Genomic DNA, 26,238 nt, shown 5'->3' with positions numbered 1-26,238 from the left:
TCAACTCAATGGATAAAAGGGTAGAACGGGAAGTAGAAAATAAAGTAAAAAATAATGCATTGACCGGTAACAGATAGACTAGTCATTGTAGGAGGATTTTATTATGAATTTGTTAGAGAAAACAAGAAAGATTAACAAGTTGTTGCAAGATGCAGCAGGCAAACATGTCAATTTCAAAGAAATGGCAGAGTCCCTGTCTGGATTAATTGAAGCGAATGTATATGTAGTGAGTCGTCGAGGAAAGTTACTAGGCTTCGGGGTGAATCAGCAAATCGAAAACGAGCGGATGAAACAAATGCTTGCTGAACGACGTTTCCCTGAAGAGTACACAAAAAACTTGTTTAACTTAGAAGAGACTTCTTCTAACCTGGATGTAGATAGCGAGTATACTGCTTTCCCGGTTGAGAATAAAGAGTTGTTTAAAAATGGTCATACGACGATTGTTCCAATTAAAGGGGCAGGTGAACGTCTTGGTACGCTAGTGTTGGCTCGTTTAGAAGAGAAGTTCCATGATGAAGATTTAATTTTAGCTGAGTACGGAGCAACCGTAGTAGGCATGGAAATTTTACGTGAGAAGACAGAAGAGATTGAAGAGGAAGCAAGAAGCAAAGCGGTTGTCCAAATGGCGATCAGCTCTCTTTCCTATAGTGAGCTGGAAGCGATTGAACATATCTTTGAAGAATTAGACGGAAAAGAAGGCTTACTTGTCGCCTCAAAAATTGCTGACCGTGTCGGCATTACTCGCTCTGTTATCGTGAATGCGCTGCGAAAGTTGGAGAGTGCTGGTGTCATTGAGTCTCGTTCTTTAGGGATGAAAGGCACATACATTAAAGTATTAAATGATAAATTCCTCATTGAATTAGAAAAATTAAAATCAAATTAATTTCTTTATAAGTAAAAAACCGCCTGTTTTCGACAGGTGGTTTTTTTGTTGTTTATTCCCAAAATAGGAATTTTGTCATTTGTTATGGTTGGGAAATTGTGATTAAATGTGTGGTAGTGATTTCTAGTTGTGTTATTAAGTAAGTAAAAATGCCTACGTTTGTCAATTTAGTTAAAAATGTATTATTTTTTTAGCGAAATTGTAAACTTAAGTGAAATTTAAATAAGAATTATGTTATAGTTTCTAACGTGAGATTGAAAATAAATCCAAATAGGGCAAAAGGTTCTTTCCTTTTAAAATAAAGCAAATATAGGAAAAAATGTTTCAAAACGTTTTCATTCGAGTAAATATTACTAACACATCAAGCGGAGTGGTGATAAATGAAGATATTTTCAGATTCATTCAGTAACATTGAAAAAGGATTGGATTATTCTGCGCTGAAGCAAAAAGTCATTGCTAATAATATTGCAAATGCAGACACACCAAACTATAAGTCGAAAGATGTCAGCTTTAAAAAAGTATTTGACGAAACACTAGCTAATGAATTGAATGCTTACCGAACAGATTCCCGTCATTTTTCTTTTCAGTCAAGTCAAAGCCACCCTGCGGTTGTGACGAATCGCAACCTCTCATTTAATCAAAATGGCAATAGTGTCGACACGGATAAGGAAATGTCGGACCTTGCGACCAATCAGATTTATTATAATGCCCTTGTCGATCGAATGAGCAGCAAGTTTAATTCTTTAACAAATGTCATTAAAGGAGGAAGGTAAAGGTGTCCATATTTCATAGTATGAATACGACTTCATCAGCTTTGACTGCCCAGCGTTTGCGCATGGATGTTATCTCTTCCAATATGGCTAACATGGATTCTACTCGTGCCCGTCAGGTTGACGGGAAATGGGAGCCGTATCGCCGTAAATCAGTTGTTCTTCAACCTAGACAAGGCGATTTTTCTTCCTATTTAAATCAAGCAATCGGCCGTCAAAGCGGTGGGGCGGGAGATGGAGTCAAGGTTACCAACATTGTAGAAGACGATTTGACACCTTTTAAAATGGTTTATGATCCAACGCATCCTGATGCGAATGAAGAAGGATATGTGCAGATGCCTAACGTTGATCCTTTACGGGAGATGGTAGATTTAATGGCTGCCACGCGCTCCTATGAGGCAAATGTAACAGTCTTTAACGCATCGAAGTCTATGATGACAAAAGCTTTAGAAATTGGTAAATAAAGGAGATAAATAAATGGCTATTCAATCTGTGCAAGCAGTCACACCATTTTCAAAAGCTGAAAGAGCTGAATTGAAGCCTGAAGTAACCCCTTATAAAGCTCAACAGAATTTTGCCGACTTTTTAAAAGAGTCGCTTAATCAAGTGAGTCAAGCGGATGCTACATCTAATGATATGACAAGTAAGCTCATCCGCGGGGAGAATGTAGATCTTCATCAAGTGTTGATTGCCGGACAAAAAGCAAGCGTAGCGATGCAATTAACGATGGAAGTGCGCAACAAAGCTGTAGAAGCTTATCAGGAAATTATGAGAATGCAAATGTAAATGTAAAAAGACAAACTAGTGAAACACCCTTTGAATCAGAAGCAACTTAACCGGGGGATTGTAATGAATGAAACGATACGCCAACAATTAACAAGAATACGAGAATATTGGAACAGCCGTACGAAAAGGCAAAGATGGATAGGCATAGGCGCTTTTCTGCTGTTCGTTATAGCCATTAGCGCTCTTGTTTTATTTATGACAAGAGACAAGATGGTACCACTTTACAGTGAGCTTGCTCCTACGGAGATAGGAGCTATTAAAGAAAATTTGGACGGCCGGGGAATCAAGTATGAAATTACTGAAGGAGGAACCGGTATACTCGTTCCTGAGGAAACGGTAGATTCATTGAAGGTTGATTTAGCGGCAGAAGGTCTGCCTAAATCGGGAAGCATTGATTACGGCTTTTTTAGTGAGAATGCTGGCTTCGGTATGACCGACAATGAATTTAATATTTTAAAACTGGATGCTATGCAAACAGAGCTTGCTCATTTAATGACAGGCATTGAAGGTGTAAAAGATGCTAAAGTCATGATCAATCTTCCACAAAAAGAGGTATTTGTGAAAGACGATGAAGAAAAAGCCTCTGCGTCTGTTGTGCTGAAAACAGAGTCTGGCTATCAATTTGATGAAAAGCAAATTAAATCACTTTACCATCTTGTTTCGAAAAGTGTGCCCAACTTGCCAGAAGAGAATATCGTTATTATGAATCAGAATTTTGAGTATTATGACCAGCAGGATAGCGGCTCTCTCTACGGTAATGAGATGGTTCAGCAGATGGACATTAAAAAGAAAATTGAACGGGATATTCAGCGACAAGTTCAAAGTATGCTCGGCACGCTGATGGGTCAAGACAAGGTTGTAGCATCCGTTACTGCCGATGTTGACTTTACCCAGGAGAATAGAGAAGAAAACCTCGTTACACCTGTAGATGAAGAAAAGATGGCTGGTATCCAAATCAGCGCTCAAAGAATTAATGAAACCTTTACGGGCGACGGGGCAGCTGGTGGTATTCCTCAAGGAGAAGATCCGGCCGATTCACAAGGTTCCACCTATATGGGAGGGACCGGCGGTTCCGGTGACTATGAGCGTTCCGAAGAAACAATTAATAATGAAGTAAATCGCATCCGCAAGAAAATTAAAGAAAGCCCTTATAAGATTCGAGATTTAGGGATTCAAGTGATGGTTGAGCCGCCAAAGGCTAACAATCCAGATTCTTTGCCTCAAGAACGAGTGGACGATATTCAACAAATGCTTGGTACAATCGTTCGGACATCTATTGATAAAGGATATAATCAAGAGCTAACTGACCAGGATTTAGAAGGAAAGATTTCTGTTTCTGTTCAGCCATTTAAAGGAAAAGCGACGTTTACTGAAGAAAAGCAATCCTCTATACCTTGGTGGGTATACGTAGTTGGAGCCGTATTGCTTGTCATTATCGGAGTACTAGTATTCTTGATTTTGCGCGGTCGCCGTCAAGAGGAAGAAGAGTTCGAAGAAGAGTTAGAACCAGAAGAGCCGCTTGCTGATATTAACGAAATAGAAACAGAAGGATCGGCCCGCAGAAAACAATTGGAGAAAATGGCGAAAGAAAAACCCGAAGAGTTTGCCAAACTCCTCCGGTCTTGGTTATCTGAAGAATAAAAACCGATGGCATATACAAGATAATGTGTTGAATAGGAGGAATTCAGTATGGCTGTTAGAGAGAAAAAGTTAACAGGGAAACAAAAAGCGGCCATTCTTCTTATTTCCCTTGGTCCGGATGTATCAGCTTCTGTATATAAGCATTTGTCGGAAGAAGAGATCGAACGACTGACACTGGAAATATCAGGCGTAAAAAAAGTAGATACAGAGGCAAAAGAGGAAGTATTTGAGGAGTTTCATAATATTGCTCTTGCCCAGGATTATATTGCCCAAGGCGGAATTGGTTATGCCAAGACGGTGCTTGAAAAAGCGCTTGGCAAAGATCAAGCGCAAAATATTATTAACAGGCTTACTTCGTCCTTACAAGTTAGACCTTTTGACTTTGCGCGCAGAGCAGAAGCCAGTCAAATTCTAAATTTTATCCAAAATGAGCATCCGCAGACGATCGCTTTAATTCTTTCTTATCTTGATCCACAGCAGGCAGGTCAGATTCTTTCCGAGTTGCCTCAGGATGTACAGGCAGATATTGCAAGAAGAATTGCCATTATGGATAGCACTTCTCCAGAGATTATTAATGAAGTGGAGGCAATTCTCGAGCGTAAATTAAGCGCTACAGTTACCCAGGATTACACGCAAACAGGCGGAGTGGAAGCTGTTGTGGAAGTATTGAACGGGGTAGACCGGGCAACAGAGAAGACAATCCTTGACTCTCTGGAAATTCAAGATCCCGAACTCGCTGAAGAAATTAAGAAGCGGATGTTCGTCTTTGAAGATATCGTTACATTGGATAACCGCTCGATTCAGCGGGTCATTCGAGATTGTGAAAATGAAGACTTGCTATTGTCACTGAAAGTTTCAAGCGAGGAAGTAAAAGAAGTGGTTTTCCGAAACATGTCCACACGGATGGTAGAAACTTTCAAGGAAGAAATGGAGTTTATGGGGCCTGTGCGTTTGCGTGATGTGGAAGAGGCGCAGTCACGGATTGTAAGCACAATTCGCAGATTGGAAGAAGCCGGTGAAATTATTATCGCCCGCGGTGGGGGAGATGACATTATTGTCTAGAATTATTAAATCTCACCGAACGGAAGGTAACGGCAATAAAGAAATTAAAGTGAAAGTGTTTCATTCTCGGTCGCATTCTTTGGATAATGAGGAAGAATTGCCTAACCAAGCTCTTTATTTTAAAGAAGAGAAGGAAAGGGCAATAAGAGAAGCCGAAGAAGCCGCCTATACGATTATTGAACAGGCTGAACAACGCCGACGGGAAGTACAGCAGGAAATTGAAAGTGAAAAACAATCGTGGCAAACAGAGAAACAATCGCTAACCGAGCAAGCTTACGAAGAAGGCTTTCGTGCAGGGCAGGAGCAAGGGCACAAAGCAGGCTATGATGATTACATGGAGCTGATTGAAACAGCCAAGGAAACGATTGAATGCTCAAAAAAAGAGTATGAAATGAATGTTCAGCGATCGGAAAAGCTCATGTTAGATATTGCAGTAAAAGCGGCTGAAAAAATTATTAGCCAAAAGCTCGAGGAGGATGAGCAAGCTTTTCTGGGAATGGTTCAACAAGCGTTAAAGGATATGCCAGAACAGAAGGAATTGCAGATACATGTTCACCCGGTGCACTATTCATTAGTTGTTAGTCAAAAAGAAGAAATAGACGCCATGTTTCCGATCGATACGCTCTGTTACATCTATCCGAACGAAAAATTGGAGGAAGACGGCTGTTATATTGAAACGAGCCAGGGCCGAATTGAAGTAGGCCTTGACAGTCAACTCCAGCAGCTGAGAAAACAGCTATTCGAACTTCTTGAAGGTGAGGAAAAGTGAAATTAACCCAGATTGCTCAGCAAATTAGCAGCCTTGATACGTATAAACGATATGGTCGTATAAAACGAGTGGTTGGTTTAATGATCGAGTCTCAAGGACCCAAATCGTCTATTGGCGATGTATGTGTAATTTACCCGGATGGAGCAGGGAGTGGCCGGGCCATCCGAGCAGAAGTGATTGGTTTTAAAGATGAAATGGTTGTACTTATGCCTTATAGTGACATAAGCGACATTTCGCCTGGCAGTCTTGTCGAGTCTTTAGGTCATCCGCTGGCTATTAAGGTCGGCCCTTCACTTATTGGAAAAGTAATTGATTCGATGGGAGAGTCAATGGATGGAACATCCCTTCCAAAAACGCTCACTTCTGTCGGTACCGAACAAAGTCCACCTAATCCACTCACCCGACCGCCAATTAATGACCGGCTAGAGGTAGGTGTGCGAGCGATTGATAGCATGCTTACAGTTGGCAAAGGGCAACGGATCGGAATTTTTGCGGGGAGCGGCGTAGGTAAAAGTACGCTCCTCGGAATGATCGCCCGCAATACAAAAGCTGATCTAAATGTTATTGCCTTAATTGGTGAACGTGGTAGAGAAGTAAGAGAGTTTATTGAACGGGATCTCGGTCCAGAAGGGCGCTCCCGATCGATTGTCGTAGCAGCCACGTCGGATCAGCCGGCTTTAATGAGAATTAAAGGAGCATTTACAGCGACGGCCATTGCTGAGTACTTCAGAGATAAAGGTTTAAATGTCATGCTGATGATGGATTCCGTTACGCGGGTAGCCATGGCGCAGAGGGAAGTCGGCTTGGCAGTCGGAGAACCACCGGCAACGAAGGGATACACTCCTTCTGTATTTGCCATTTTGCCAAAGCTTCTAGAGCGCACAGGAACAAATGAACTGGGGAGTATCACCGCTTTTTATACAGTGCTTGTTGACGGGGATGATATGAATGAACCAATCGCTGATGCAGTGAGAGGGATACTGGACGGCCACATTGTACTTGATCGTGCATTAGCTAATAAAGGACAGTACCCTGCTATCAATGTTTTAAAAAGTGTCAGCCGCTTGATGAGCCATCTCGCATCAGAGGAACACAAGCAGGCAGCCATTCAAATTAGAGAGATGATGAGCACATACTTAAATTCAGAAGATCTTATTAATATTGGTGCTTACAAAAAAGGCTCATCCGTTGAAATTGATCGTGCCATTGAATATTACCCTAAAATTATCTCTTATTTAAAGCAGCGAACAGATGAAAAAGTTTCCTTGGAAGAAAGCGTAGCGTCTCTTATTCAGTTAGCTGAGAAGGGAGAATATTAAGCATGGCATATAACTATAAATTTCAAAAGATATTGCAGTTAAGAGAACGGGAAAAAGAAGAGACACAAACTCTTTATAATGAATCGCTAAAGCAGTTCGAGGCAGCAGCTGAAAAATTATATTCTTTATTAAAAAAGAAAGAGAGCTTAATTGATTTTCAAGAAGCAAAGATGGTTAGCGGTTTCTCCATTCATGAAATTCAGCACTACCAGCTATTCGTTTCTAACCTTGAGCAAACGATTGAATACCAGCAGCGAGTAGTTATTAATGCCCGTAATAAAATGCAATGGCATGAGCAGCAGTTGCAGGAAAAAAATATAGAAGTTAAAAAGTATGAAAAGATAAAAGAAAAAGATTTTGAGAAATTTAAAGAAAGTTTGCTGGAAGAGGAAAATAAACAAATGGATGAAATTTCAACCATTCAATTCATGAACCGTGGAAAATAGGTGAGAGTCTTGGCAAAGAAAAAGAAAAAAGAATTCGTGGAAATAGAAGAAGAAAAAGGATATGGCGTATTTCAATGGATTCTTTTTGTTCTTGTGATTCCATTGCTATTCGCAATTACTGTCGCACTCATCGTTATGACAGTTGCCGGGGTGAATGTATTTGAAAAAGTAAAAGAGGTAGGGGAGCACGTTCCTCTCATTTCAAACATGATAGACGGTGGAGCAGATGATAAAGGCGGCCAAACAGATAAAGAGAAAGTCGTTTCTTTGCAAGCGGAGATAAAAAACAAAGAAGCAAAGATCGAACAGCTTGAGAAAAAGCTAAAAGCATCCGATAAGAAAGTGGAAGAGTTATTGACAGAAAAGGACCGTCTGAAGATCGAACTAGAGAAGTTAAAGAAAGAAGAAGAGTCAGCTGTTACTACTGACAAACAAGATAATAAATTAATTAACACATATGAAACAATGGCACCAAAAAACATTGCTAATATTTTAGTGAACTTGTCAGATAGGGAAGCGGTAAAAATTCTGGCAGAAATGAGCACGGAAAAGCAAGCTGATATTTTGGAAAAACTTCCTCCGGAAACAGCTGCTAAATATACGAAACTACTTTCCGGTACTTCTCAGTAAGGATAGCCGGTGATTGATTATACAAGCAGGGGGATGGCTAGAATCATGATGCAATTGGTAAACGCGCTCTCAGCACAAAAGAATATACAGAAGGCATCTGCAAGTGAGCAGGCCGCTTCAACAGGGGATTTTAAATCAATCCTTACCGGCCAGCAAGACAGTGCTGCTGTTCAGGAAGCGGCTGTTCATCCGTCACAAACGAGACTGGCTGAGGAAAAGCAACTGGCCGGAGCAGTCAGCGTAGAAGAGCTGCTAAATATACCGGAAGCTGTTAAAGCGATCGTTAAGGAATGGATGGGAGATGGAAAGCAGCCTTCCTTTGAAGAGCTTGCTGCCTTTTTGGGAATGAGCACGGAGCAGCTGCAGAAAAGCATCAAAGATTTAACTGAACAGCTCACTGCTTTGGCTGGCACGGAAAAAACAGGTGAATTTATAGAAGCATTCACGGACCCGGATGAGAATCAGTTGCAGGAAGAAACATTAGACCGACTAACTGGAGACGAGGGGATAGCTGCTTTATTGCAAGTGATTGAATTATTAGCAGCCGTTCCTGCAAAGGAATGGATAAAACTTGACGAAAAGACTGTACAAGCGGTTCTACAGACAGGAAAGCTTTGGCAGTTGATGAGCGAACAAGCCGATGGCAATTTAAAAGCTCTGTCTTCGCAGGAGGCAATGAGAGATTTTATGAAAGAGATCGTCGGCAAGTTAGACAAACTGCTGTCGCCGCAGACAGACAATCGGACCGCCATTTTGAAAAAAGCATTTCAAAACTTTTTATATTCCCCATCGACAAATACAAAATTAATCTCCGCCAATCAAACTAGTGCTCTCCAGCAAGGAACAGCAACTGAGTTAGTGGACGGAGAAGGAGCGCAAAAAGCGCCACTTCTGTTATCAGGAAAAGAAGGAGTCAACCACATTCAGCCGTTTTTCCATCCCCTTGGCCGAACAGAAACATTTTCTATGAGTGTTCAAACCAATCCGCGGCCGATGAATATGGAACAATTTATGGAGAAGTTTTCACAAATTCTTGGGAATTCAAATTTAGCAAAGATGCCGAATGGAACAAAGCTGCTGATCAGGTTATATCCAGAACAGCTTGGCAGTCTGCGAATTGAATTGCTGCAGCAAAACGGTGTAATGACAGCTAAAATTCTCTCCTCGACGTCTACGGTGAAGGACTTATTTGAGCAGCATGTAAGCAGCTTAAAGCACGCGTTTAATCAGCAAAATATCAATGTCGATAAAATCGAGCTGACATTCAGCCAGGCAGAACCGCAGAAATTTGACCGCCAACAACAACAGCAGCAGTCCCGCCAGCCGCAGCAACAGGACCGAGAGCCAGCGGAAACGGATGACGAGCCAACGGAGAACTTTCAAGACTTATTACTGAATATGGAGGTTTAAATATCTATGGCTAAAATTGATCCAAGTTTGTATTTGGAAAATAATAGGCAGCAGCCGAAAACAGGAAACAGCTCTCTTGGAAAAGATGAATTTTTAAAGATCTTAATGACGCAGCTGCAAAACCAGGACCCGCTTAGCCCAATGGAAGATAAGGATTTTATTGCACAAATGGCGACATTCTCTTCATTGGAGCAAATGACAAATATGGCTACTTCTTTTGACCAGTTTCTGCAAATGCAGCAGGCTTCACAAATGATCAGCTATAACTCCTTTGTCGGTAAAGAGGTTACTTGGCATAAACTTGTGGAAAGTACAGATCCAGAAGCTGAACCGGAAGTGAAAACGGGAACTGGAACTATCGTTTCAATCCAGTATAAGGGCAATGGCGTTCAATTTTTAATGGCAGACGGAACCATTCTTGAGCCTGCCAATATTTCAGAAGTGAAAGGCGGAGGGGCCTCTGGCAGCAGCCATTCGCTCGTTGATGCTAGCCATTTAATTGGGCACAAAGTCACCTGGAATAAAGACGGAGTTGATCAAACGGCGACAGTGCAGTCTGTATCGATGAAGGATGGGGCGATCTGGCTCCAGCTTGATAACGGCGAGAAAGTCAGCCCATCAGCTCTTACAAAAATCGAAAAGTAAGGAATAACTTTTTCTTTAAAATTGATAAATTTCACAAAAAAGACCTAATCATACGGACCTATGAGCCGATAATAATGAGGAAGCAAAAGGATGGTCAGTCCATAGTAAATAACGAATGGGGTCTTATTAAGTAGATCCTTTCGAAAGGGGAAAATAATTCATGTTACGTTCAATGTACTCAGGAATTAGCGGAATGAAAGGTTTTCAAAATAAATTAGACGTTATTGGCAACAATATTGCCAACGTTAATACATTTGGCTTTAAAAAAGGCCGCGTTACCTTTAAGGATATGGTAAGTCAGCAGATTTCAGGGGCCAGTGCAGCCGCTGGTGGGCTAGGCGGAACAAATCCTAAACAGGTGGGTTTAGGTTCTCAAATTAGCTCAATTGATACGATTCATACACAAGGAAGCTTGCAAACTACTGCAAGACCATTAGATCTTGGTATTTCTGGAGATGGGTTTTTTGTTCTCAAAAAGGGAAATGACACAGTATATACTCGGTCAGGAAACTTTTACCTCGATGCAACAGGAAATGTAGTGAACAGTGACGGATACTATTTACAAGGAGCGGGAGGCAATATAAATATACCTTCTACTGCTGAAAGCTTCAGTATCGGGGCAGATGGAAGTATTTCAGTTGTAGGGGGGAATGCAACTGGCGGAGCCATACAGTTAGCAAAATTCCCAAACCCTGATGGTTTAGAAAAAGTAGGAAGTAACTTGTACCGGGTTTCTAACAACTCTGGAGCGGCAACAAATTCTGCTCCAGGTTCAGGAGGAGCAGGTAAACTTGTATCGGGAACGCTAGAGATGTCCAACGTTGATCTCTCTGAAGAGTTCACAGAAATGATCGTCGCTCAGCGCGGGTTCCAGGCAAATACACGCATCATTACTACCTCTGATGAAATTTTGCAAGAGCTTGTCAATTTAAAACGATAATAGTTGGCAACTTGTTTAACAGAGGGGGAAGACGATGCTTCGGTCGATGTATGCGGGAATTAGCGGGATGAAAAACTTCCAAACCAAGCTGGATGTAATTGGGAATAATATAGCGAATGTTAATACATTTGGTTTTAAAAAAGGAAGAACAACATTTAAAGATATGGTAAATCAACAAATAGCAGGTGCCAGCGCGCCAGGAGCTTCTATAGGTGGTGCTAATCCAAAACAAATAGGCTTAGGATCACAATTATCAACTATAGATACCATTCATACGCAAGGAAGTTTGCAAACAACCGGAAGAGTATTAGATCTTGCTATTTCAGGTGATGGTTTCTTTATGACAGGTAACAAGGACAGCAGTGGAAAAATAGTTAACCAGAGATATACTAGAAACGGTAATTTTTATCTTGATAAAAATGGGGAAGTAGTAAATAGTGAAGGGGACTTTTTAGTAAAGGCTATTCCAGATCCTAATGATCCGTTTAAAGCTATTCTTTTTATCCCTATAACTATTCCACCAACTGCAAAAAGTTTCGGTATAGGAAGTGACGGCCTCATCAGTTATGTTGATTCTTCAGGAAATATTTTTAAAGAGGGATGGGTACCATTAGCTAAATTCACAAATCCAGACGGATTGCAAAAAAGTGGTTCTAATTCATTTGTAGAAACAGCTAATTCAGGAGAACCAATTTATAACTATGCAGGGCAGGGAGGAGCCGGCACAATTGTCCCCGGAACATTAGAAATGTCCAACGTCGACCTTTCCGAAGAGTTCACAGAAATGATCGTCGCTCAGCGCGGGTTCCAGGCAAATACTCGTATTATTACAACGTCGGATGAAATTCTTCAGGAACTTGTGAACTTGAAGCGGTAATAACTCATTTGTAAATGAAGGAGGTGTCAGGGTTGGAGCTGCCGCTTCAGCCCTGAAAATCTATTGATCAGTGTAACGAGATTAAATGGCAAGTCTTTTTCGCTAAATGCCCTTTATATTGAAACAATTGAGAGTTTTCCAGATACAACTATTACTCTTTCAAATGGGAAAAAGTATCTTGTACGCGAGTCGGAGGACGAAGTTAGGAAGCGGATGGAGGAGTTTTATCGCCGGGTGCACATATTGGGGAAAATGGAACAGGGAGAGATGAAAGATGGAGACTGAAGCAAAGGCTGGAAAGGGCAATAATAAGCTGCTAACAGTCATGATTGTAATGCTGACGGTTATTTTGTTGATCGGCACAGCAGCCATTGTTATTATTTTAAAGTCTTCTAAAGAAGGCAAGGCCGAAGCGCCAAGCATTGATGAAGTTATTGAATCAACTGTAGATATTCCAGAGATGACGACGAATCTTGCCTCAGATGATTATATTCGTATTTCTTTTAAAATCCAGACAGATAGCAAGGAAGCGAAAGAGGAAATGACTAAACGCGATTTCCAAGCGAAGAACATTATTATCGAGCAGCTTTCTGAAATGAAATCCCAGGATTTAAAAGGAAAAAAAGGCAAGGAACAATTGACAAATCGGCTGAAAGATCAGTTTAATGAAATTATGCAGGATGGAAAAGTGCTTGACGTTTACATCACCTCTTATATTATCCAGTAATACACGACAATTTATTTAACGGAGGTGACTTCATGGCGGGAGAGGTTTTATCGCAAAATGAAATTGATGCCCTGCTGTCCGCTCTTTCTACCGGAGAGATGGACGCTGATGAACTGAAGAAAGAAGAACAGGAAAAGAGAGTCAAAGTTTATGACTTTAAAAGGGCTCTTCGTTTTTCAAAAGATCAGATTCGTAGTTTAACACGGATGCACGATAACTTTGCTCGTATTTTAACAACTTTTTTTTCGGCTCAACTGCGGACATTCGTACAGATTTCAGTCGCATCAACGGATCAAATTCCTTATGAAGAATTTATTCGCTCGATCCCAAATATGACGGTGTTAAATGTATTTGAAGTACCGCCGCTCGACGGTCACGTGCTGATGGAGGTAAACCCTAATATTGCATATGCAGTTTTGGACAGGCTGCTCGGCGGTCGCGGGGCAAGCGTGAATAATGTCGAGGGATTGACAGAAATAGAAACGAAAATTATGTCTAGCGTATTTGAACGAGCATTTGAGAATTACCGCGAGGCTTGGTCAAATGTGGCGGACATCGATCCGCTTATGACAAATTTTGAGGTAAATCCTCAATTTTTGCAGATGGTGTCTCCGAATGAAACAGTAGTTGTGATATCATTAGATACAACAATTGGCGAAACAACAGGGATGATAAATATTTGTATTCCTCACGTTGTTCTGGAGCCGGTTATCCCAAAACTTTCTGTTCATTACTGGATGCAGAATCCAGATAAAAAGGAAAGACAACCAGGCGAGTTTGAAAACTTACAAAAACGAATTAAAAAAGCAGAGGTTCCAGTTGTGTCTGAGCTTGGCGGAACAAGCATTACGATAGAGGACTTTTTGGCTCTTTCTGTCGGAGACGTGATCGAGTTGGAAAAGCGCATTGATGAGCCTTTGCTCGTAAAAGTTAGCGGCATTCCGAAATTCACCGCACAAGCTGGAAAAGTAAAGAAAAAAATGGCAATTCAAATTCTTGACGATTTCAAGAGGGGAGATGAGGATCATGGGTGATGGCATGCTTTCTCAAGAGGAAATAGACGCCTTGTTAAAAGGCACAGCAGATGTAAATGAAGAAAGCGAAGAAATAACAGAACCGGCTGCGGCAGATACAGAAGTGTATGTAGACTCTTTTGAGCAGGATACCCTCGGCGAAATCGGTAACATCTCATTTGGAAGTTCGGCTACAGCGCTTTCTAGCTTATTAAATCAAAAGGTGGAAATTACGACTCCAACAGTTAGCGTAATTGATCGTCAAAACTTAAAAGATGAGTTTCCGCATCCTTATGTAGCGATTGAAGTGGAATACACAGAAGGGTTCAAAGGAGCGACCAACCTCCTTGTCATTAAGCAGACAGATGCGGCAATTATTGCTGACCTAATGCTGGGAGGAGATGGAAGAAACCCTGACGAAAACTTAGGCGAAATTCAATTGAGCGCGGTGCAGGAAGCGATGAACCAAATGATGGGATCGGCTGCCACGTCCATGTCGACCATTTTCAATAAGCGTGTAGATATTTCTCCACCTGCTATTGCTTTAATGGATCTTAATTTGGGAAAAGGAGAAGAGGCGTTGAAACAGCAAGAGCTGCTTGTGCGCATTTCTTTTCGCTTAACTATTGGTGATCTCATTGATTCTAATATCATGCAGCTTGTTCCATTAGAGTTTGCTAAAGACCTTGTTCATGAATTAATGAATCCTTCTGATGAAACTGCGGCAACTGCGACTGTTGAAGCACCTCCTGTTCAGCCTGAGCCCATTCAAACAGCAGAAAAAGCTGAACAGACAACGGCTTACAGTGCGCCTGTTCCATCCCAAGACAGACAACAAGCCGTTCAATCAAATAGACAAGCGCCGAATACTACTGTTCAACAGCCGCCTGTCAACGTTCAACCTGCTTCATTCACTTCATTTGAACCGGCTTCACTTCAAGAGCATGAAGCACGTAATTTAAATATGCTGTTAGATATCCCATTGCAAGTTACTGTGGAGTTGGGTCGAACAAACCGATCGGTAAAAGATATCCTGGATTTGTCTGCCGGCTCTATTATTGAATTGGATAAATTGGCAGGGGAACCTGTCGATATTCTCGTTAACAGCCGCTTAATAGCTAAAGGTGAAGTAGTCGTAATTGAAGAAAATTTCGGCGTTCGGATTACAGATATTTTAAGTCAGAGCGACCGTTTGAAAAATTTAAATTAATTTATTCTGGGGGTTAGTGACAATGGGAAATCGTATTTTAGTTGTAGATGATGCGGCATTTATGCGCATGATGATTAAAGACATTCTAACTAAAAATGGCTTTGAAGTAGTTGGAGAAGCATCCGATGGAGCACAGGCTGTTGAAAAATATAAAGAACTGAAGCCTGATTTAGTAACAATGGACATTACCATGCCCGAGAAAGATGGCATTTCCGCATTAAAAGAAATTAAGGCTGATGATCCAAATGCCAGAATTATTATGTGTTCTGCGATGGGACAGCAGTCAATGGTTATCGATGCGATTCAGGCAGGCGCAAAAGACTTTATCGTAAAGCCATTCCAGCCGGATCGTGTCATCGAGGCAATTTCCAAAACATTAGCATAAGCTTAAGAAGGTGCGTCAGTTGATTAAACAACTTTTTAAGCCTTTCGCTTTCATCCTCTTCAGTATGGCTCTGTTTGCAGGCAATGTTTCTGTTGCGCAAGCAGAGCCATTTGACAATAATGTGAAAGACTGTTTAGAAAGCCCTAAGAAATGTGGGCAAGAAACAGGAAAAACGAAGGAGGAAAAGCAGGGCAGCCAAACTCAACAGCTAGAAGCAGAAAAAACAGTCGGTGTAACGATTTGGGACTTTCTAAAAATGATCGGAGCACTTATTTTTGTTTTGGCTCTTATTTATTTTTTGCTTCGCTTCATCAATCAAAAAAGCCGCTCTTACCAGCAGACCAAGTTAATTCATCATTTAGGAGGTACTCCGCTCGGGGGAAACCGCTCAGTTCAGATGGTGAAAGTTGGCGACCGGATTCTCATTCTTGGAGTCGGTGAAAATATTGAATTGCTTAAAGAAATCGATGATGAAGAGGAACTCGCCCGTTTTATTGATCATTATGATAATCAGATGGACCAGCTGCTTCAGCCTCAGGATATCATGACAAAAATGATCGGTAAGTGGAAGGGGAAAGAACCATCAAAAAGCGAGAAGCAGGATCCTTTTAAACAAATGTTTGAGAGTAAATTAAGTGAGATGAAACAATCGCGCAAGCAAGTCATCTCCAAAATGAACAACAGGGAGAAGAGTCAAGATGAATGAGTTTATGGAGTTTTTTAACAATAGTTCTCCTGATAATGTATCTACTTCAGTAAAGCTTTTCCTGCTGCTCACTGTGTTATCGCTCGCGCCGAGCATTTTGATTTTAATGACTTGTTTTACACGCATCATTATCGTGTTGTCCTTCGTAAGATCCGCACTCGCGACTCAGCAAATGCCGCCGACACAAGTTTTAATCGGGCTTGCTTTATTCTTAACTTTCTTTATTATGGCGCCTGTATTTCAACAAATAAATGATGAAGCCCTCACGCCATTATTTAATGAAGAAATTAATCTTGAGCAGGCATATGACAAGGCAAGCGTCCCGTTAAAAGATTTTATGAGTGAACATACGAGGCAGAAAGACTTAGAGCTGTTTTTAAATTACTCAGGGGCTGAGCGTCCAAAAACGGTTGAAGACATTCCGCTAACTTCGCTCGTTCCGGCGTTCGCTTTAAGTGAAATCAAAACAGCGTTTCAAATTGGCTTTATGATTTTTATTCCTTTTCTCGTTATTGATATGGTGGTAGCCAGTATTTTAATGTCAATGGGGATGATGATGCTTCCGCCAGTTATGATATCTCTTCCTTTTAAAATCTTGCTGTTCGTTCTTGTAGATGGCTGGTATTTAGTCATTGAATCTTTGCTGAAAAGCTTTTAAGTAGGTGGAATAAATGAATTCTGAAATGGTGATCTCTCTAGCTGAAAAGGGTGTTTACACGACAATCATTGTGTGTGGTCCCCTTCTTTTGATCGCTCTTGTCGTTGGTCTTGCAGTCAGTATTTTTCAGGCAACGACGCAAATTCAAGAGCAGACACTCGCCTTCATTCCGAAGATTGTTGCTGTCCTCGTCGGGTTGATTTTCTTTGGACCGTGGATGCTGAGTAAAATGCTTTCTTATACAATTGATATATTTGCGAATTTAACAAGATTTGTAGGTTGATTGAATGGAAGAAATAGTGCCTGATTTTTCTGTCTTATTATTAATTATCGTCCGCGTTTCTACTTTTTTTATAACAGTGCCGTTACTTTCCCACAGGTCCATACCGGCGATGCATCGGATTGGGCTCGCCGTTATGCTTTCCTGGACAATGTACTACACGATAGATGTGAGTCCTCTTGAAATCGATGGCCGCTACTTCTTATTAATTTTAAAAGAAGCGCTTGTCGGTCTCCTTTTGGGGTTATCTGCTTATATGATGATAGCCGCTATACAAATTGCCGGAGGGCTAATCGACTTTCAGATGGGTTTTGCTATCGCTAATGTCATCGATCCGCAAACTGGGGCGCAGAGTCCGCTAATGGGACAATACCTTTACATGTTTGCGCTGCTATTACTGTTGTCACTGAATGGCCATCATCTAATATTGGATGGTATCTTTTACAGCTATCAGTATGTCCCTTTAGACCAGCTTTCACTGCATTTTGGCAATGGGAGCCTCGCTGGATATATGAGCCGGGCTTTTAGTTCTATGTTTTTGGTTGCTTTTCAAATGGCTATGCCGGTCGTTGCTACCTTATTCTTAGTGGATGTGGCTTTAGGGATCGTAGCAAGGACTGTTCCGCAGCTTAATATCTTTGTAGTCGGTTTTCCAATTAAAATCGGTGCAGCATTTATCGTTATGACGGTGGTCATTGGAATGATGTTTACAGTACTCCAAAAGCTGTTTGAACTTATGATTTATACAATGCGTGACGTAATGACATTATTAGGAGGGGCATAAATTGGAACATTTGCAGTTGGACCTCCAATTTTTTGCCGGAGAAAAAACCGAAAAAGCTACGCCGAAAAAAAAGCAGGACTCTCGTAAAAAAGGCCAAGTTGCGAAAAGCCAGGATGTAACTACAGCCGTCAGCCTGTTATCATTGTTTGGTTTTCTGTTTGTAGGAGCTTCCTTTATAGGGAAAGAAATTCTTCATTTATTTCAACATTCACTGCAGTATTATTTGATCATGCCGGTCACCGAAGCTAACTTGAAAGTAATTGTTCTTGAGATTATGCAACAGCTCATCTATATACTTGGGCCGGTTATGCTGGTGGCTCTTCTGGCAGGAGTGGCAGCGAATTATTTGCAAGTGGGCTTTTTACTGACGGGAGAGCCTTTGAAGCCTAAGTTAGAAAAATTGGACCCGATCAAAGGGTTTAAACGAATTTTTGCTGTTAGGGCGCTCGTGGAACTACTAAAGTCCATGTTGAAAATTTCATTTGTCGGAGCCGTTACCTTTTTTATTCTTTGGTCCAATATTGAAGAGGTATTGAAGCTTTCCTTTAAGTCAATTGCCGATGCATTAAGGACAATCGGAATGCTGACGCTACAAATGGGAGCAGCTGCTTCTGCCGCCCTTCTTTTTCTAGCCCTGCTCGATTTTTTATATCAGAAATATGATTTTGAAAAGAGTATTCGCATGTCGAAGCAAGATATCAAAGATGAATATAAAAATATAGAGGGCGATCCACTCATCAAATCAAAAATTAAGCAGCGCCAGCGGGAAATGGCGATGAGCCGGATGATGCAAGAAGTACCGCAGGCCGATGTGGTCATTACAAACCCGACCCATTATGCTATCGCTCTAAAATATGATGAAAAGCAGGCGGATGCTCCTGTGGTTGTAGCAAAGGGAGTGGATTACCTTGCCCAGAAGATTAAATATATTGCTGGTGAGAATGAAATTGAATTAGTTGAAAACCGGCCGCTGGCAAGAGCGCTTTATGATCAGGCAGAAGTTGGCCAGCCAATTCCGGAAGAGTTCTTTAAAGCGGTAGCTGAAATTTTAGCTTATGTATACCGGATAAAAAATAAATTGTAAGTTTGTTGTTAGGAGAGAGAGAAATGAAAGCAAGAGACGTCTCCGTATTGTTAAGTGTAATTCTAATAGTGGCTATGCTAATCATTCCGCTGCCGTCGTGGCTGCTGAGTGTGTTAATTATTATAAATATTTCTCTCGCGCTTTTGGTTCTGCTAATTTCAATGAACATGAGAGAAGCACTGGAGTTCTCTGTATTTCCATCCTTACTCCTATTATTAACGCTATTTCGGCTCGGGCTAAATGTTTCGACGACGCGTTCGATCTTAAGTAAAGGTGAGGCAGGCGGCGTAGTTGAGACGTTTGGAACGTTTGTTGTCGGTGGGAATATCGTTGTCGGGATGGTTGTTTTCCTTATTTTAATTATTATTCAGTTTATTGTTATTACCAAGGGGTCGGAGCGTGTGTCTGAAGTAGCTGCTCGTTTTACGCTTGATGCGATGCCAGGAAAACAAATGAGTATTGACGCCGATTTGAATGCCGGGATGATCTCTGAACAGGAAGCGAGAGAGCGGCGGGAAAAGGTAAGCCGTGAATCAGACTTTTACGGAGCAATGGACGGGGCGACTAAGTTTGTCAAAGGAGATGCCATTGCCGGTATTATTATCGTTATCATCAATCTGATTTTTGGGATGATCGTCGGTGTGGTTCAGCAAGGCCTTCCAGCGGCTGAAGCAGCTGCTCGTTATTCTTTGCTCACAGTCGGCGATGGAATTGTCTCTCAGGTTCCCGCTCTTTTGATTTCGACTGCAACGGGGATTGTTGTAACCCGTGCAGCTTCCACAGGCAATCTGGGAGAAGATATCATGTCTCAGCTTCTGGCTTTTCCGATGATGCTTTATGTGGCAGGCGGGACCATCTTTTTGCTCGGTATTGCTACCCCGATTAACGATGTACTAACCATACCGATTGCTGGAGCGCTGGCTTTGGGTGGTTATATGCTTGGGCGTACACCGGAAAAAGAAGAGATCGACATGTTCGAGGCAGAAGAAGAAATGGAGACGGAGGAATTGAAAAAGCCGGAAAGTGTCGTGAATTTATTAAATATTGATCCGATTGAATTTGAGTTTGGCTATGGCCTGATTCCGCTGGCGGACGCAAGTCAGGGAGGAGATTTACTAGATCGGGTCGTCATGATCCGTCGTCAGCTTGCTATTGAGCTTGGCCTTGTCATTCCAGTTGTCCGTATTCGAGACAATATTCAGCTTCAGCCGAATGAATACCGAATTAAAATAAAAGGAAGCGTTATGGCTTCTGGCGAATTGCTGCTCGATCATTATCTTGCCATGAGTCCGGGAGAAGACGACGATACAATTGAGGGGATTGACACAATTGAACCGTCTTTTGGATTGCCAGCGAAATGGATTACGGAGGAAATGAAAGAGCAGGCTGAAATTTTAGGGTATACGGTTGTTGATCCTCCGAGTGTTGTTTCAACTCATTTAACAGAGGTAATTAAAACGAACGCTCATGAGCTGCTTGGCCGTCAGGAAACACAGCAGCTTATTGATCATTTGAAAGAGACTTATCCAATTTTAGTAGAGGAAGTCACTCCAAATCCTTTGACAGTGGGAGAAGTTCAAAAAGTGTTGGCCAAGTTATTGAAAGAAAATATTTCTATAAGAAATTTGCCGGTTATTTTTGAAACACTAGCTGACTTTGGCAAGATGACCTCCGATACGGATTTGCTGACAGAGTATGTTCGTCAGTCATTAGCAAGACAAATTACCGGCCAATACGCTGAGGCGGGAGAACCTTTACGAGTTATTACGCTGTCAGGCCAAGTTGAAAAACGGGTAGCGGACAGCGTGCAGCAGACAGAGCATGGAAACTTTTTGTCACTTGATCCGATGGATTCACAGCGCATCTTGGAAGCGATGGCTGCTCAGGTGGAACAAGTTTCTTTTATGCAGCAGGCGCCGATTATTCTATGCTCACCTGCCATCCGGATGTATATTAGGCAGCTTGCTGAGAGGTATTTTCCACAGCTGCCAATTTTATCTTACAATGAACTCGAGCCTAGCGTCGAAGTTCAAAGTGTAGGGGTGGTGAATCTAGATTGAAAGTAAAAAAGTATACAGCTGCATCTATGCCGGAAGCAATGAAAAAGATTCGTGCGGAGCTTGGAGAGCAAGCTGTCATTTTGCAATCAAAAACAGTATATACCGGGGGTTTTTTAGGTTTATTTAAAAAAAAGCTAATTGAAGTGGTAGCGGCCATTGACCCAAACCCGATGCACGAAGCAGTCCGTCCAAAAGAACTGGACCTCTCTAATTCCCGTCAAAGTCGGCCCTCTCCTTCATTGTCGGTAGAGAAAAACAGTGAGGAGTCTTTAAAAAAGGAACTAAATGAATTAAAGGAGATAGTCAAGCAATTTTCAAAGGTGGATCAGCTATCGCTCGACACTTACCCTGAGGAGTTAAAGCTGCCTATTATAAAGTTAAAGAAGCAAGAGGTGGCAGATGATTTAATTAAAGAATTAAAGCAGTTTCTCTTAGAGAAGTGGAAAGAGGAAAAGGGACAAGTCAATGAGGAAATGGCTGACCAATGGAGCAGAGGATGGTTGATAGAGAAAATCGAACCATTGCAAGCGGACCAGCTACTGCTCTCCAAAAAGTTTATTAATGTTATTGGACCAACTGGAGTAGGCAAGACAACTACCCTGGCAAAAATGGCTGCTGAAAGTGTATTGGAGAAAAATCTTAAGACCGCTTTTATTACTACTGATACGTATAGAATTGCAGCAATTGAGCAGTTGAAAACATATGCAGATTTACTGAAGGTACCGGTAGAAGTGGCCTATAAGCCGGCTGATATGAAGCGGGCAATTGAACGATTTAAAGATTACGATGTCGTTTATATCGACACAGCCGGGCGCAATTACTTGGAGGAACAGTTTGTGAATGAATTGAAAGCAATGGTTCCTTTTGAAAAGATGAAAAATTATTTAGTGCTGTCCCTTACTGCTAAAGAGCGGGACATCCATGCGGTAATTGATCAATTTTCAACTGTCCCGGTTCACCAGTTTATTTTCACAAAGATGGATGAAACAACGAGCCGAGGAACGATTGTAAATATGATGTGCCAATATAATAAGGGAGTGGCTTTTTTAGCGAATGGGCAAAATGTACCAGATGATCTAATTCAACCTGATTCGAAGGAAATGGCTGATATTATTTTGGGTGATCATCTATGACAAATAATGACCAAGCAGCGTCACTGCGGAAAAGGCTGAATCGCCTTGCGGGGAAACAAGCAAAAACTCTCGCTGTAGTGAGTGGAAAAGGCGGGGTTGGAAAATCAAATATTTCATTAAATTTTGCTATTAATCTAACCCAAAATGGGAAAAAAGTGCTAATATTTGATATGGATATCGGTATGGGGAACATTCATGTGTTAACAGGGCAGACGGCAGAGCACTCTATTGCTGATTTTTTTGAGAAAAATCTCTCGCTCGCTGACTTAGTGTATAGAGATAAGGAAGGTGTTTCCTACATTCTAGGCGGTTCGGGGCTGAACCAATTAATAGAATGGAACAGCAGCCATCTGAGCCGGTGGTTGGATGATATAGAGGAGCTTCAGCATCAATATGATTATTTATTGTTTGATATGGGGGCGGGAGCGACAAAGGAGACACTTAATATTCTCATGTCAGTAGACGATATTATTGTTGTAACCACTCCCGAGCCAACCTCTATAACAGATGCGTATTCCATGATGAAATATATTCACTTTCAAGGTGGAGAAAACGCCTTTTATCTTTTGTGTAATCGGGCCGATTCAGAGAGAGAAGGACAGGAAGCTATAAAGCGGCTCCAGCAAGCTGTCCGCAAGTTTTTAGGTAAATCAAGTTTTGAGCTTGGGGTATTGCAGGAGAGCACAGCTGTGAAAAAAGCTGTGAGCGCTCAGACTCCATTTTTGATTGCTTATCCAAATGCAAAGATATCCCGGGCGTTACGAGAAGCCGTAAGACTGTATAAAGAGGGATATGGGTATTCACCAGATCATTCAGAATCAGACAGCTTTATATTCAAGCTTCGTCACTTCTTTGTGAAAGGCAGGCACTAGTAATGAGAGAAAAAAAAGTCGTTGTGGTTGATGACTCTGCATTTATGAGAAAACTAGTTACCGAGTTTTTGTCTTCACATCCGGAACTAGAAGTTGTAGCGACCGCCCGCAATGGCAAAGACGCTATCGAGAAGATTAAACAGTTTAAGCCGGCCGTTATTACGATGGATGTAGAAATGCCCGAAATGGATGGGCTTGATGCCCTCGGATACATTATGGAACATATGCCCACTCCAATTGTTATGTTATCCAGTTTAACAGGGGCTGGCGCAGAAACGACATTTCAAGCAATGGAAAAAGGCGCAGTTGATTTTGTCAGAAAGCCTTCGGGAACCATTTCACTTGACCTCCATAAAATTAAAGATGAACTAATAGAAAAAGTACTCGCTGCCAGTAAAGCTAATCTGCGGCCTATGATTCCCACTGCTCAAGCGGCTCCTCCCAAACCGGCAAGAGTAGAACAACCACCGGGGAAGAGAGAAGTAAGGGTTAGCAGTAGGAATACAAGAAAGCCGAAAAATAGCCAGAGCATTGTTGTTATTGGCACTTCAACAGGGGGGCCGAGAGCTCTTCAAAAAGTGCTGACGAAACTACCAAAAGATTTGAAGGCACCAGTACTTATTGTCCAGCATATGCCGCCAGGATTTACAAAATCACTGGCTCAAAGATTAGATTCTTTATCTGCCATCCATGTCAAAGAAGCTGAGGATGGGGAAACTCTTCAAAAGGGAACCGCTTATATTTGCCCGGGAAGCTATCATTTAAAGATAAAAGAAAATGGGGCGCTGCTCGCCATAGATCTTGATCAATCGCCTCCAGTTAACGGACACCGTCCGGCGGTGGATGTCATGTTTGAATCTGTCAGTGAAGCAACGGGCTTTGATAAAGTAGCAGTGATTATGACTGGAATGGGAGCAGATGGGGCAAATGGACTAATCAAATTAAAAGAAACAGGGAATGTACAGGCCATTGCAGAGTCTGAGGAGTCGTGTGTAGTATTCGGAATGCCACGAGCCGCTATTGCCACTCGTCTAATCGATTGCACGGTTTCTGTAGAACATATCGCTGAAAAAATTTTAGAGTATATAGGATAGAAAGGGTGAGCGGCTGATGGAAGTGAATCAATATTTAGAAGTTTTTATTGATGAAAGCAAAGAGCATTTGCAGGCAATCAATGAAAACTTGTTAGAGCTGGAAAAAAATCCCGAGGATCTTGCAATTGTCAATGAGATTTTCCGGTCTGCCCATACATTAAAAGGAATGTCTGCTACGATGGGATATGAAGATCTGGCTAATTTAACACATAAAATGGAAAATGTCCTTGATGCCATCCGCAATCATAAACTGAAAGTTACAGCTGATATTTTGGACGTGGTCTTCGCTTCGATTGATGATCTGGAAGCAATGGTCCAAGACATTGCGGCCGGCGGTGCAGGGAAGCGGGATGTATCCGATATTGTTGATAAGCTGTTGAAAATTGAAAATGGCGAAATGGTGAGTGAAACAGCTTCTTCTGTACAAATAGAGGCTTCTCCTTCTGTCAGTCCTTCTTCAACTATCAAGTATGATGAATTTGAATACACGGTCATTCAACAGTCAAAAGAGCAAGGTTTTACTTGCTTCGAGATAGCCATTGAATTACGCAGCGACTGCGTATTGAAAGCAGCGCGTGTATTTATGGTATTTGAAGTATTAGAAAAGTGCGGAGAAGTGATTAAGTCAACTCCTTCTACGGAAGAACTGGAAGCAGAACAGTTTGATGAACGCTTTGTAGTTACTCTTATTACTCAAGAGTCTTCTGATGATATCGAAAGTAAGGTGAAAAAGGTATCAGAGGTTGAGCGCGTAACCGTTTCGGAATTTATTGTACCATCAACAGAAATTGAAGAAGCGACAAAAGAAGTAGCAGCTGCAGTTGTACCAGATTCACCAGCTCCTCCTCAGGAAAAAACAGAAAAGAAAGAGGAGCCGAAATCTAGTAATAAGCAACAATCTGTATCTAATAAAACCATTCGCGTCAATATTGAACGGCTTGATATTTTAATGAATCTTTTTGAAGAGCTCGTTATTGACCGGGGAAGACTAGAGCAAATCTCAGGTGAACTAAATAATCCTGAGCTGAATGAAACCGTTGAAAGAATGGCAAGAATCTCGGGGGACCTGCAAACTATTATTCTTAATATGCGGATGGTGCCGGTAGAGACCGTATTTAATCGCTTTCCAAGAATGGTACGTCAGTTAGCCCGTGACTTAAATAAAAAAATCAACTTAGAGATCATCGGTGCTGAAACGGAGCTGGATCGGACAGTAATCGATGAGATCGGCGACCCGCTCGTTCATTTGATTCGTAATGCACTTGACCATGGAGTGGAAACACCTGAAGAACGCAGAGCCAAGGGGAAACCTGAAGAGGGAACTGTTAAGCTAAAAGCTTATCATAGCGGAAATCACGTGTTTATCGAAATTGAAGATGATGGAGCAGGCATTAATAAGGAAAAAGTACTTAATAAGGCACTGTCAAAAGGCATAGTAACAGAAGAACAAGTAGCCTCTATGACAGATAATCAAATTTATGAGCTGATCTTAGCTTCAGGATTTTCTACTGCTGATACGATATCTGATATTTCTGGCCGCGGGGTCGGCTTGGATGTAGTAAAAACAACGATTGAATCTCTCGGAGGTTCCATCAGTATTGAGGCAACCGAGGGAGCGGGCTCAGTATTTCTTATTCAATTGCCATTAACGCTATCAATTATTTCGGTCATGTTAGTGGAAGTGGAAAAAGAAAAATATGCTATTCCTTTATCATCTATTATTGAGACAGCCATCGTGAAAAAAGAAGATGTCTTAAATGCTCATACACAACAAGTCATTGATTTCCGCGGGAAGATTGTCCCGCTTGTCTTCCTCGAAAAAATATTCGAAGTGCCAAGAGAAAGCAAGGAAGATGAGTTTTATTCCATTGTAATCGTGCGCAAAGGGGATAAAATGGCAGGATTAGTCGTAGACTCCTTCATCGGTCAGCAAGAAGTTGTGTTAAAATCACTTGGCAATTATTTATCAAATGTGTTTGCTATCTCAGGTGCTACCATTCTCGGAGATGGTCAAGTAGCTTTGATTGTAGACTGCAATGCCCTGATCAAATAAT

General features: G+C 41.6%; 29 protein-coding genes. All 29 read left to right on the top strand.

The genetic code is table 11. The features are described 5' to 3' along the window. Positions 1–103: 103 nt before the first annotated feature. A complete protein-coding gene (codY, locus tag ACH0BF_RS08140) occupies positions 104–883 on the top strand; it encodes a GTP-sensing pleiotropic transcriptional regulator CodY (protein ID WP_120037223.1) in 780 nt (259 codons plus the stop codon). A 380-nt stretch (positions 884–1,263) separates the two neighbouring features. Beyond that, positions 1,264–1,656: a flagellar basal body rod protein FlgB gene (flgB, locus tag ACH0BF_RS08135; protein ID WP_120037225.1), complete on the top strand. Its 393-nt coding sequence runs from the start codon at positions 1,264–1,266 to the stop codon at positions 1,654–1,656. 2 nt (positions 1,657–1,658) lie between these two features. Then, positions 1,659–2,117, top strand: a complete 459-nt coding sequence (gene flgC / locus ACH0BF_RS08130) for a flagellar basal body rod protein FlgC (protein WP_406909251.1) — start codon at positions 1,659–1,661, stop codon at positions 2,115–2,117. 13 nt (positions 2,118–2,130) lie between these two features. Further along, positions 2,131–2,439: a flagellar hook-basal body complex protein FliE gene (gene fliE, locus ACH0BF_RS08125; protein ID WP_120037229.1), complete on the top strand. Its 309-nt coding sequence runs from the start codon at positions 2,131–2,133 to the stop codon at positions 2,437–2,439. Between the two features lie 63 nt (positions 2,440–2,502). Further along, positions 2,503–4,080 carry a flagellar basal-body MS-ring/collar protein FliF gene (fliF, locus tag ACH0BF_RS08120; RefSeq protein WP_340854691.1) on the top strand — a complete coding sequence of 526 codons (1,578 nt, stop codon included), beginning with the start codon at positions 2,503–2,505 and terminating at the stop codon, positions 4,078–4,080. A gap of 48 nt (positions 4,081–4,128) precedes the next feature. Beyond that, positions 4,129–5,142: a flagellar motor switch protein FliG gene (fliG, locus tag ACH0BF_RS08115; protein WP_120037233.1), complete on the top strand. Its 1,014-nt coding sequence runs from the start codon at positions 4,129–4,131 to the stop codon at positions 5,140–5,142. After that, positions 5,135–5,911 (top strand): flagellar assembly protein FliH, encoded by a 777-nt coding sequence (fliH, locus tag ACH0BF_RS08110; protein ID WP_340854690.1) that lies wholly within the window; start codon positions 5,135–5,137, stop codon positions 5,909–5,911. The genes fliG and fliH overlap by 8 nt, the downstream gene beginning before the upstream one ends. Continuing rightward, positions 5,908–7,230, top strand: a complete 1,323-nt coding sequence (gene fliI, locus ACH0BF_RS08105; RefSeq protein ID WP_406909250.1) for a flagellar protein export ATPase FliI — start codon at positions 5,908–5,910, stop codon at positions 7,228–7,230. The genes fliH and fliI overlap by 4 nt, the downstream gene beginning before the upstream one ends. A gap of 2 nt (positions 7,231–7,232) precedes the next feature. Next, the gene (gene fliJ, locus ACH0BF_RS08100) at positions 7,233–7,676 is read left to right on the top strand and encodes a flagellar export protein FliJ (protein ID WP_120037239.1); all 444 of its coding nucleotides are present in this window, start codon (positions 7,233–7,235) and stop codon (positions 7,674–7,676) included. Positions 7,677–7,685: 9 nt separating this feature from the next. Continuing rightward, positions 7,686–8,306, top strand: a complete 621-nt coding sequence (locus ACH0BF_RS08095) for a MotE family protein (RefSeq protein WP_340854688.1) — start codon at positions 7,686–7,688, stop codon at positions 8,304–8,306. 45 nt (positions 8,307–8,351) lie between these two features. Beyond that, entirely contained in the window at positions 8,352–9,716 is a 1,365-nt protein-coding gene (locus ACH0BF_RS08090) for a flagellar hook-length control protein FliK (RefSeq protein ID WP_406909248.1), read from the top strand. A 6-nt stretch (positions 9,717–9,722) separates the two neighbouring features. Then, the gene (gene flgD, locus ACH0BF_RS08085) at positions 9,723–10,361 is read left to right on the top strand and encodes a flagellar hook assembly protein FlgD (protein WP_120037246.1); all 639 of its coding nucleotides are present in this window, start codon (positions 9,723–9,725) and stop codon (positions 10,359–10,361) included. Between the two features lie 160 nt (positions 10,362–10,521). Next, on the top strand, positions 10,522–11,301 hold the full coding sequence (flgG, locus tag ACH0BF_RS08080; RefSeq protein WP_120037248.1) for a flagellar basal body rod protein FlgG: 780 nt from the start codon (positions 10,522–10,524) through the stop codon (positions 11,299–11,301). A gap of 34 nt (positions 11,302–11,335) precedes the next feature. Next, a complete protein-coding gene (flgG, locus tag ACH0BF_RS08075; RefSeq protein ID WP_340854683.1) occupies positions 11,336–12,178 on the top strand; it encodes a flagellar basal body rod protein FlgG in 843 nt (280 codons plus the stop codon). A gap of 63 nt (positions 12,179–12,241) precedes the next feature. Further along, complete coding sequence (locus ACH0BF_RS08070; RefSeq protein ID WP_340854681.1) at positions 12,242–12,463, top strand: flagellar FlbD family protein; 222 nt, start codon at positions 12,242–12,244, stop codon at positions 12,461–12,463. After that, positions 12,453–12,905: a flagellar basal body-associated protein FliL gene (gene fliL, locus ACH0BF_RS08065; protein WP_120037253.1), complete on the top strand. Its 453-nt coding sequence runs from the start codon at positions 12,453–12,455 to the stop codon at positions 12,903–12,905. Before ACH0BF_RS08070 ends, fliL begins: the two co-directional genes overlap by 11 nt. Before the next feature lie 32 nt (positions 12,906–12,937). Beyond that, positions 12,938–13,939 carry a flagellar motor switch protein FliM gene (gene fliM / locus ACH0BF_RS08060; protein WP_120037255.1) on the top strand — a complete coding sequence of 334 codons (1,002 nt, stop codon included), beginning with the start codon at positions 12,938–12,940 and terminating at the stop codon, positions 13,937–13,939. Further along, positions 13,932–15,128, top strand: a complete 1,197-nt coding sequence (gene fliY, locus ACH0BF_RS08055) for a flagellar motor switch phosphatase FliY (RefSeq protein ID WP_340854678.1) — start codon at positions 13,932–13,934, stop codon at positions 15,126–15,128. Before fliM ends, fliY begins: the two co-directional genes overlap by 8 nt. A 22-nt stretch (positions 15,129–15,150) precedes the next feature. Then, entirely contained in the window at positions 15,151–15,513 is a 363-nt protein-coding gene (locus tag ACH0BF_RS08050; protein ID WP_041099994.1) for a response regulator, read from the top strand. Positions 15,514–15,532: 19 nt separating this feature from the next. Continuing rightward, entirely contained in the window at positions 15,533–16,219 is a 687-nt protein-coding gene (locus ACH0BF_RS08045) for a flagellar biosynthetic protein FliO (protein WP_120037258.1), read from the top strand. Then, positions 16,212–16,877: a flagellar type III secretion system pore protein FliP gene (fliP, locus tag ACH0BF_RS08040; protein WP_120037260.1), complete on the top strand. Its 666-nt coding sequence runs from the start codon at positions 16,212–16,214 to the stop codon at positions 16,875–16,877. Before ACH0BF_RS08045 ends, fliP begins: the two co-directional genes overlap by 8 nt. Before the next feature lie 13 nt (positions 16,878–16,890). Further along, entirely contained in the window at positions 16,891–17,160 is a 270-nt protein-coding gene (gene fliQ / locus ACH0BF_RS08035) for a flagellar biosynthesis protein FliQ (RefSeq protein ID WP_120037261.1), read from the top strand. Between the two features lie 4 nt (positions 17,161–17,164). Then, positions 17,165–17,941 (top strand): flagellar biosynthetic protein FliR, encoded by a 777-nt coding sequence (fliR, locus tag ACH0BF_RS08030; protein WP_120037263.1) that lies wholly within the window; start codon positions 17,165–17,167, stop codon positions 17,939–17,941. A gap of 1 nt (position 17,942) precedes the next feature. Further along, a complete protein-coding gene (gene flhB / locus ACH0BF_RS08025) occupies positions 17,943–19,025 on the top strand; it encodes a flagellar biosynthesis protein FlhB (protein ID WP_120037265.1) in 1,083 nt (360 codons plus the stop codon). 23 nt (positions 19,026–19,048) lie between these two features. After that, entirely contained in the window at positions 19,049–21,085 is a 2,037-nt protein-coding gene (flhA, locus tag ACH0BF_RS08020) for a flagellar biosynthesis protein FlhA (RefSeq protein ID WP_340854671.1), read from the top strand. Further along, the gene (gene flhF, locus ACH0BF_RS08015) at positions 21,082–22,218 is read left to right on the top strand and encodes a flagellar biosynthesis GTPase FlhF (RefSeq protein WP_340854669.1); all 1,137 of its coding nucleotides are present in this window, start codon (positions 21,082–21,084) and stop codon (positions 22,216–22,218) included. The genes flhA and flhF overlap by 4 nt, the downstream gene beginning before the upstream one ends. Further along, complete coding sequence (locus ACH0BF_RS08010; RefSeq protein ID WP_120037272.1) at positions 22,215–23,090, top strand: MinD/ParA family protein; 876 nt, start codon at positions 22,215–22,217, stop codon at positions 23,088–23,090. The genes flhF and ACH0BF_RS08010 overlap by 4 nt, the downstream gene beginning before the upstream one ends. 2 nt (positions 23,091–23,092) lie before the next feature. Then, positions 23,093–24,184: a protein-glutamate methylesterase/protein-glutamine glutaminase gene (locus tag ACH0BF_RS08005; RefSeq protein ID WP_340854667.1), complete on the top strand. Its 1,092-nt coding sequence runs from the start codon at positions 23,093–23,095 to the stop codon at positions 24,182–24,184. 16 nt (positions 24,185–24,200) lie between these two features. Next, positions 24,201–26,237 (top strand): chemotaxis protein CheA, encoded by a 2,037-nt coding sequence (locus ACH0BF_RS08000; protein ID WP_120037274.1) that lies wholly within the window; start codon positions 24,201–24,203, stop codon positions 26,235–26,237. Position 26,238: the final 1 nt, after the last annotated feature.

Source organism: Pseudobacillus sp. 179-B 2D1 NHS, from assembly GCF_045370945.1.
In the GTDB taxonomy this organism is placed as follows: domain Bacteria; phylum Bacillota; class Bacilli; order Bacillales; family Domibacillaceae; genus Pseudobacillus.
This window is presented reverse-complemented; position numbering and strand designations above follow the sequence as displayed.

Excerpts from the sequence above, each read along its gene's own strand:
- codY (WP_120037223.1), top strand. The coding sequence starts at position 104 with ATGAATTTGTTAGAGAAAACAAGAAAGATTAACAAGTTGTTGCAAGAT.
- flgB (WP_120037225.1), top strand. The coding sequence starts at position 1,264 with ATGAAGATATTTTCAGATTCATTCAGTAACATTGAAAAAGGATTGGAT.
- fliE (WP_120037229.1), top strand. The coding sequence starts at position 2,131 with ATGGCTATTCAATCTGTGCAAGCAGTCACACCATTTTCAAAAGCTGAA.
- fliF (WP_340854691.1), top strand. The coding sequence starts at position 2,503 with ATGAATGAAACGATACGCCAACAATTAACAAGAATACGAGAATATTGG.
- fliG (WP_120037233.1), top strand. The coding sequence starts at position 4,129 with ATGGCTGTTAGAGAGAAAAAGTTAACAGGGAAACAAAAAGCGGCCATT.
- fliJ (WP_120037239.1), top strand. The coding sequence starts at position 7,233 with ATGGCATATAACTATAAATTTCAAAAGATATTGCAGTTAAGAGAACGG.
- ACH0BF_RS08090 (WP_406909248.1), top strand. The coding sequence starts at position 8,352 with ATGATGCAATTGGTAAACGCGCTCTCAGCACAAAAGAATATACAGAAG.
- flgD (WP_120037246.1), top strand. The coding sequence starts at position 9,723 with ATGGCTAAAATTGATCCAAGTTTGTATTTGGAAAATAATAGGCAGCAG.
- flgG (WP_120037248.1), top strand. The coding sequence starts at position 10,522 with ATGTTACGTTCAATGTACTCAGGAATTAGCGGAATGAAAGGTTTTCAA.
- flgG (WP_340854683.1), top strand. The coding sequence starts at position 11,336 with ATGCTTCGGTCGATGTATGCGGGAATTAGCGGGATGAAAAACTTCCAA.
- fliL (WP_120037253.1), top strand. The coding sequence starts at position 12,453 with ATGGAGACTGAAGCAAAGGCTGGAAAGGGCAATAATAAGCTGCTAACA.
- fliM (WP_120037255.1), top strand. The coding sequence starts at position 12,938 with ATGGCGGGAGAGGTTTTATCGCAAAATGAAATTGATGCCCTGCTGTCC.
- fliY (WP_340854678.1), top strand. The coding sequence starts at position 13,932 with ATGGGTGATGGCATGCTTTCTCAAGAGGAAATAGACGCCTTGTTAAAA.
- ACH0BF_RS08050 (WP_041099994.1), top strand. The coding sequence starts at position 15,151 with ATGGGAAATCGTATTTTAGTTGTAGATGATGCGGCATTTATGCGCATG.
- fliP (WP_120037260.1), top strand. The coding sequence starts at position 16,212 with ATGAATGAGTTTATGGAGTTTTTTAACAATAGTTCTCCTGATAATGTA.
- fliQ (WP_120037261.1), top strand. The coding sequence starts at position 16,891 with ATGAATTCTGAAATGGTGATCTCTCTAGCTGAAAAGGGTGTTTACACG.
- fliR (WP_120037263.1), top strand. The coding sequence starts at position 17,165 with ATGGAAGAAATAGTGCCTGATTTTTCTGTCTTATTATTAATTATCGTC.
- flhA (WP_340854671.1), top strand. The coding sequence starts at position 19,049 with ATGAAAGCAAGAGACGTCTCCGTATTGTTAAGTGTAATTCTAATAGTG.
- ACH0BF_RS08010 (WP_120037272.1), top strand. The coding sequence starts at position 22,215 with ATGACAAATAATGACCAAGCAGCGTCACTGCGGAAAAGGCTGAATCGC.
- ACH0BF_RS08005 (WP_340854667.1), top strand. The coding sequence starts at position 23,093 with ATGAGAGAAAAAAAAGTCGTTGTGGTTGATGACTCTGCATTTATGAGA.
- ACH0BF_RS08000 (WP_120037274.1), top strand. The coding sequence starts at position 24,201 with ATGGAAGTGAATCAATATTTAGAAGTTTTTATTGATGAAAGCAAAGAG.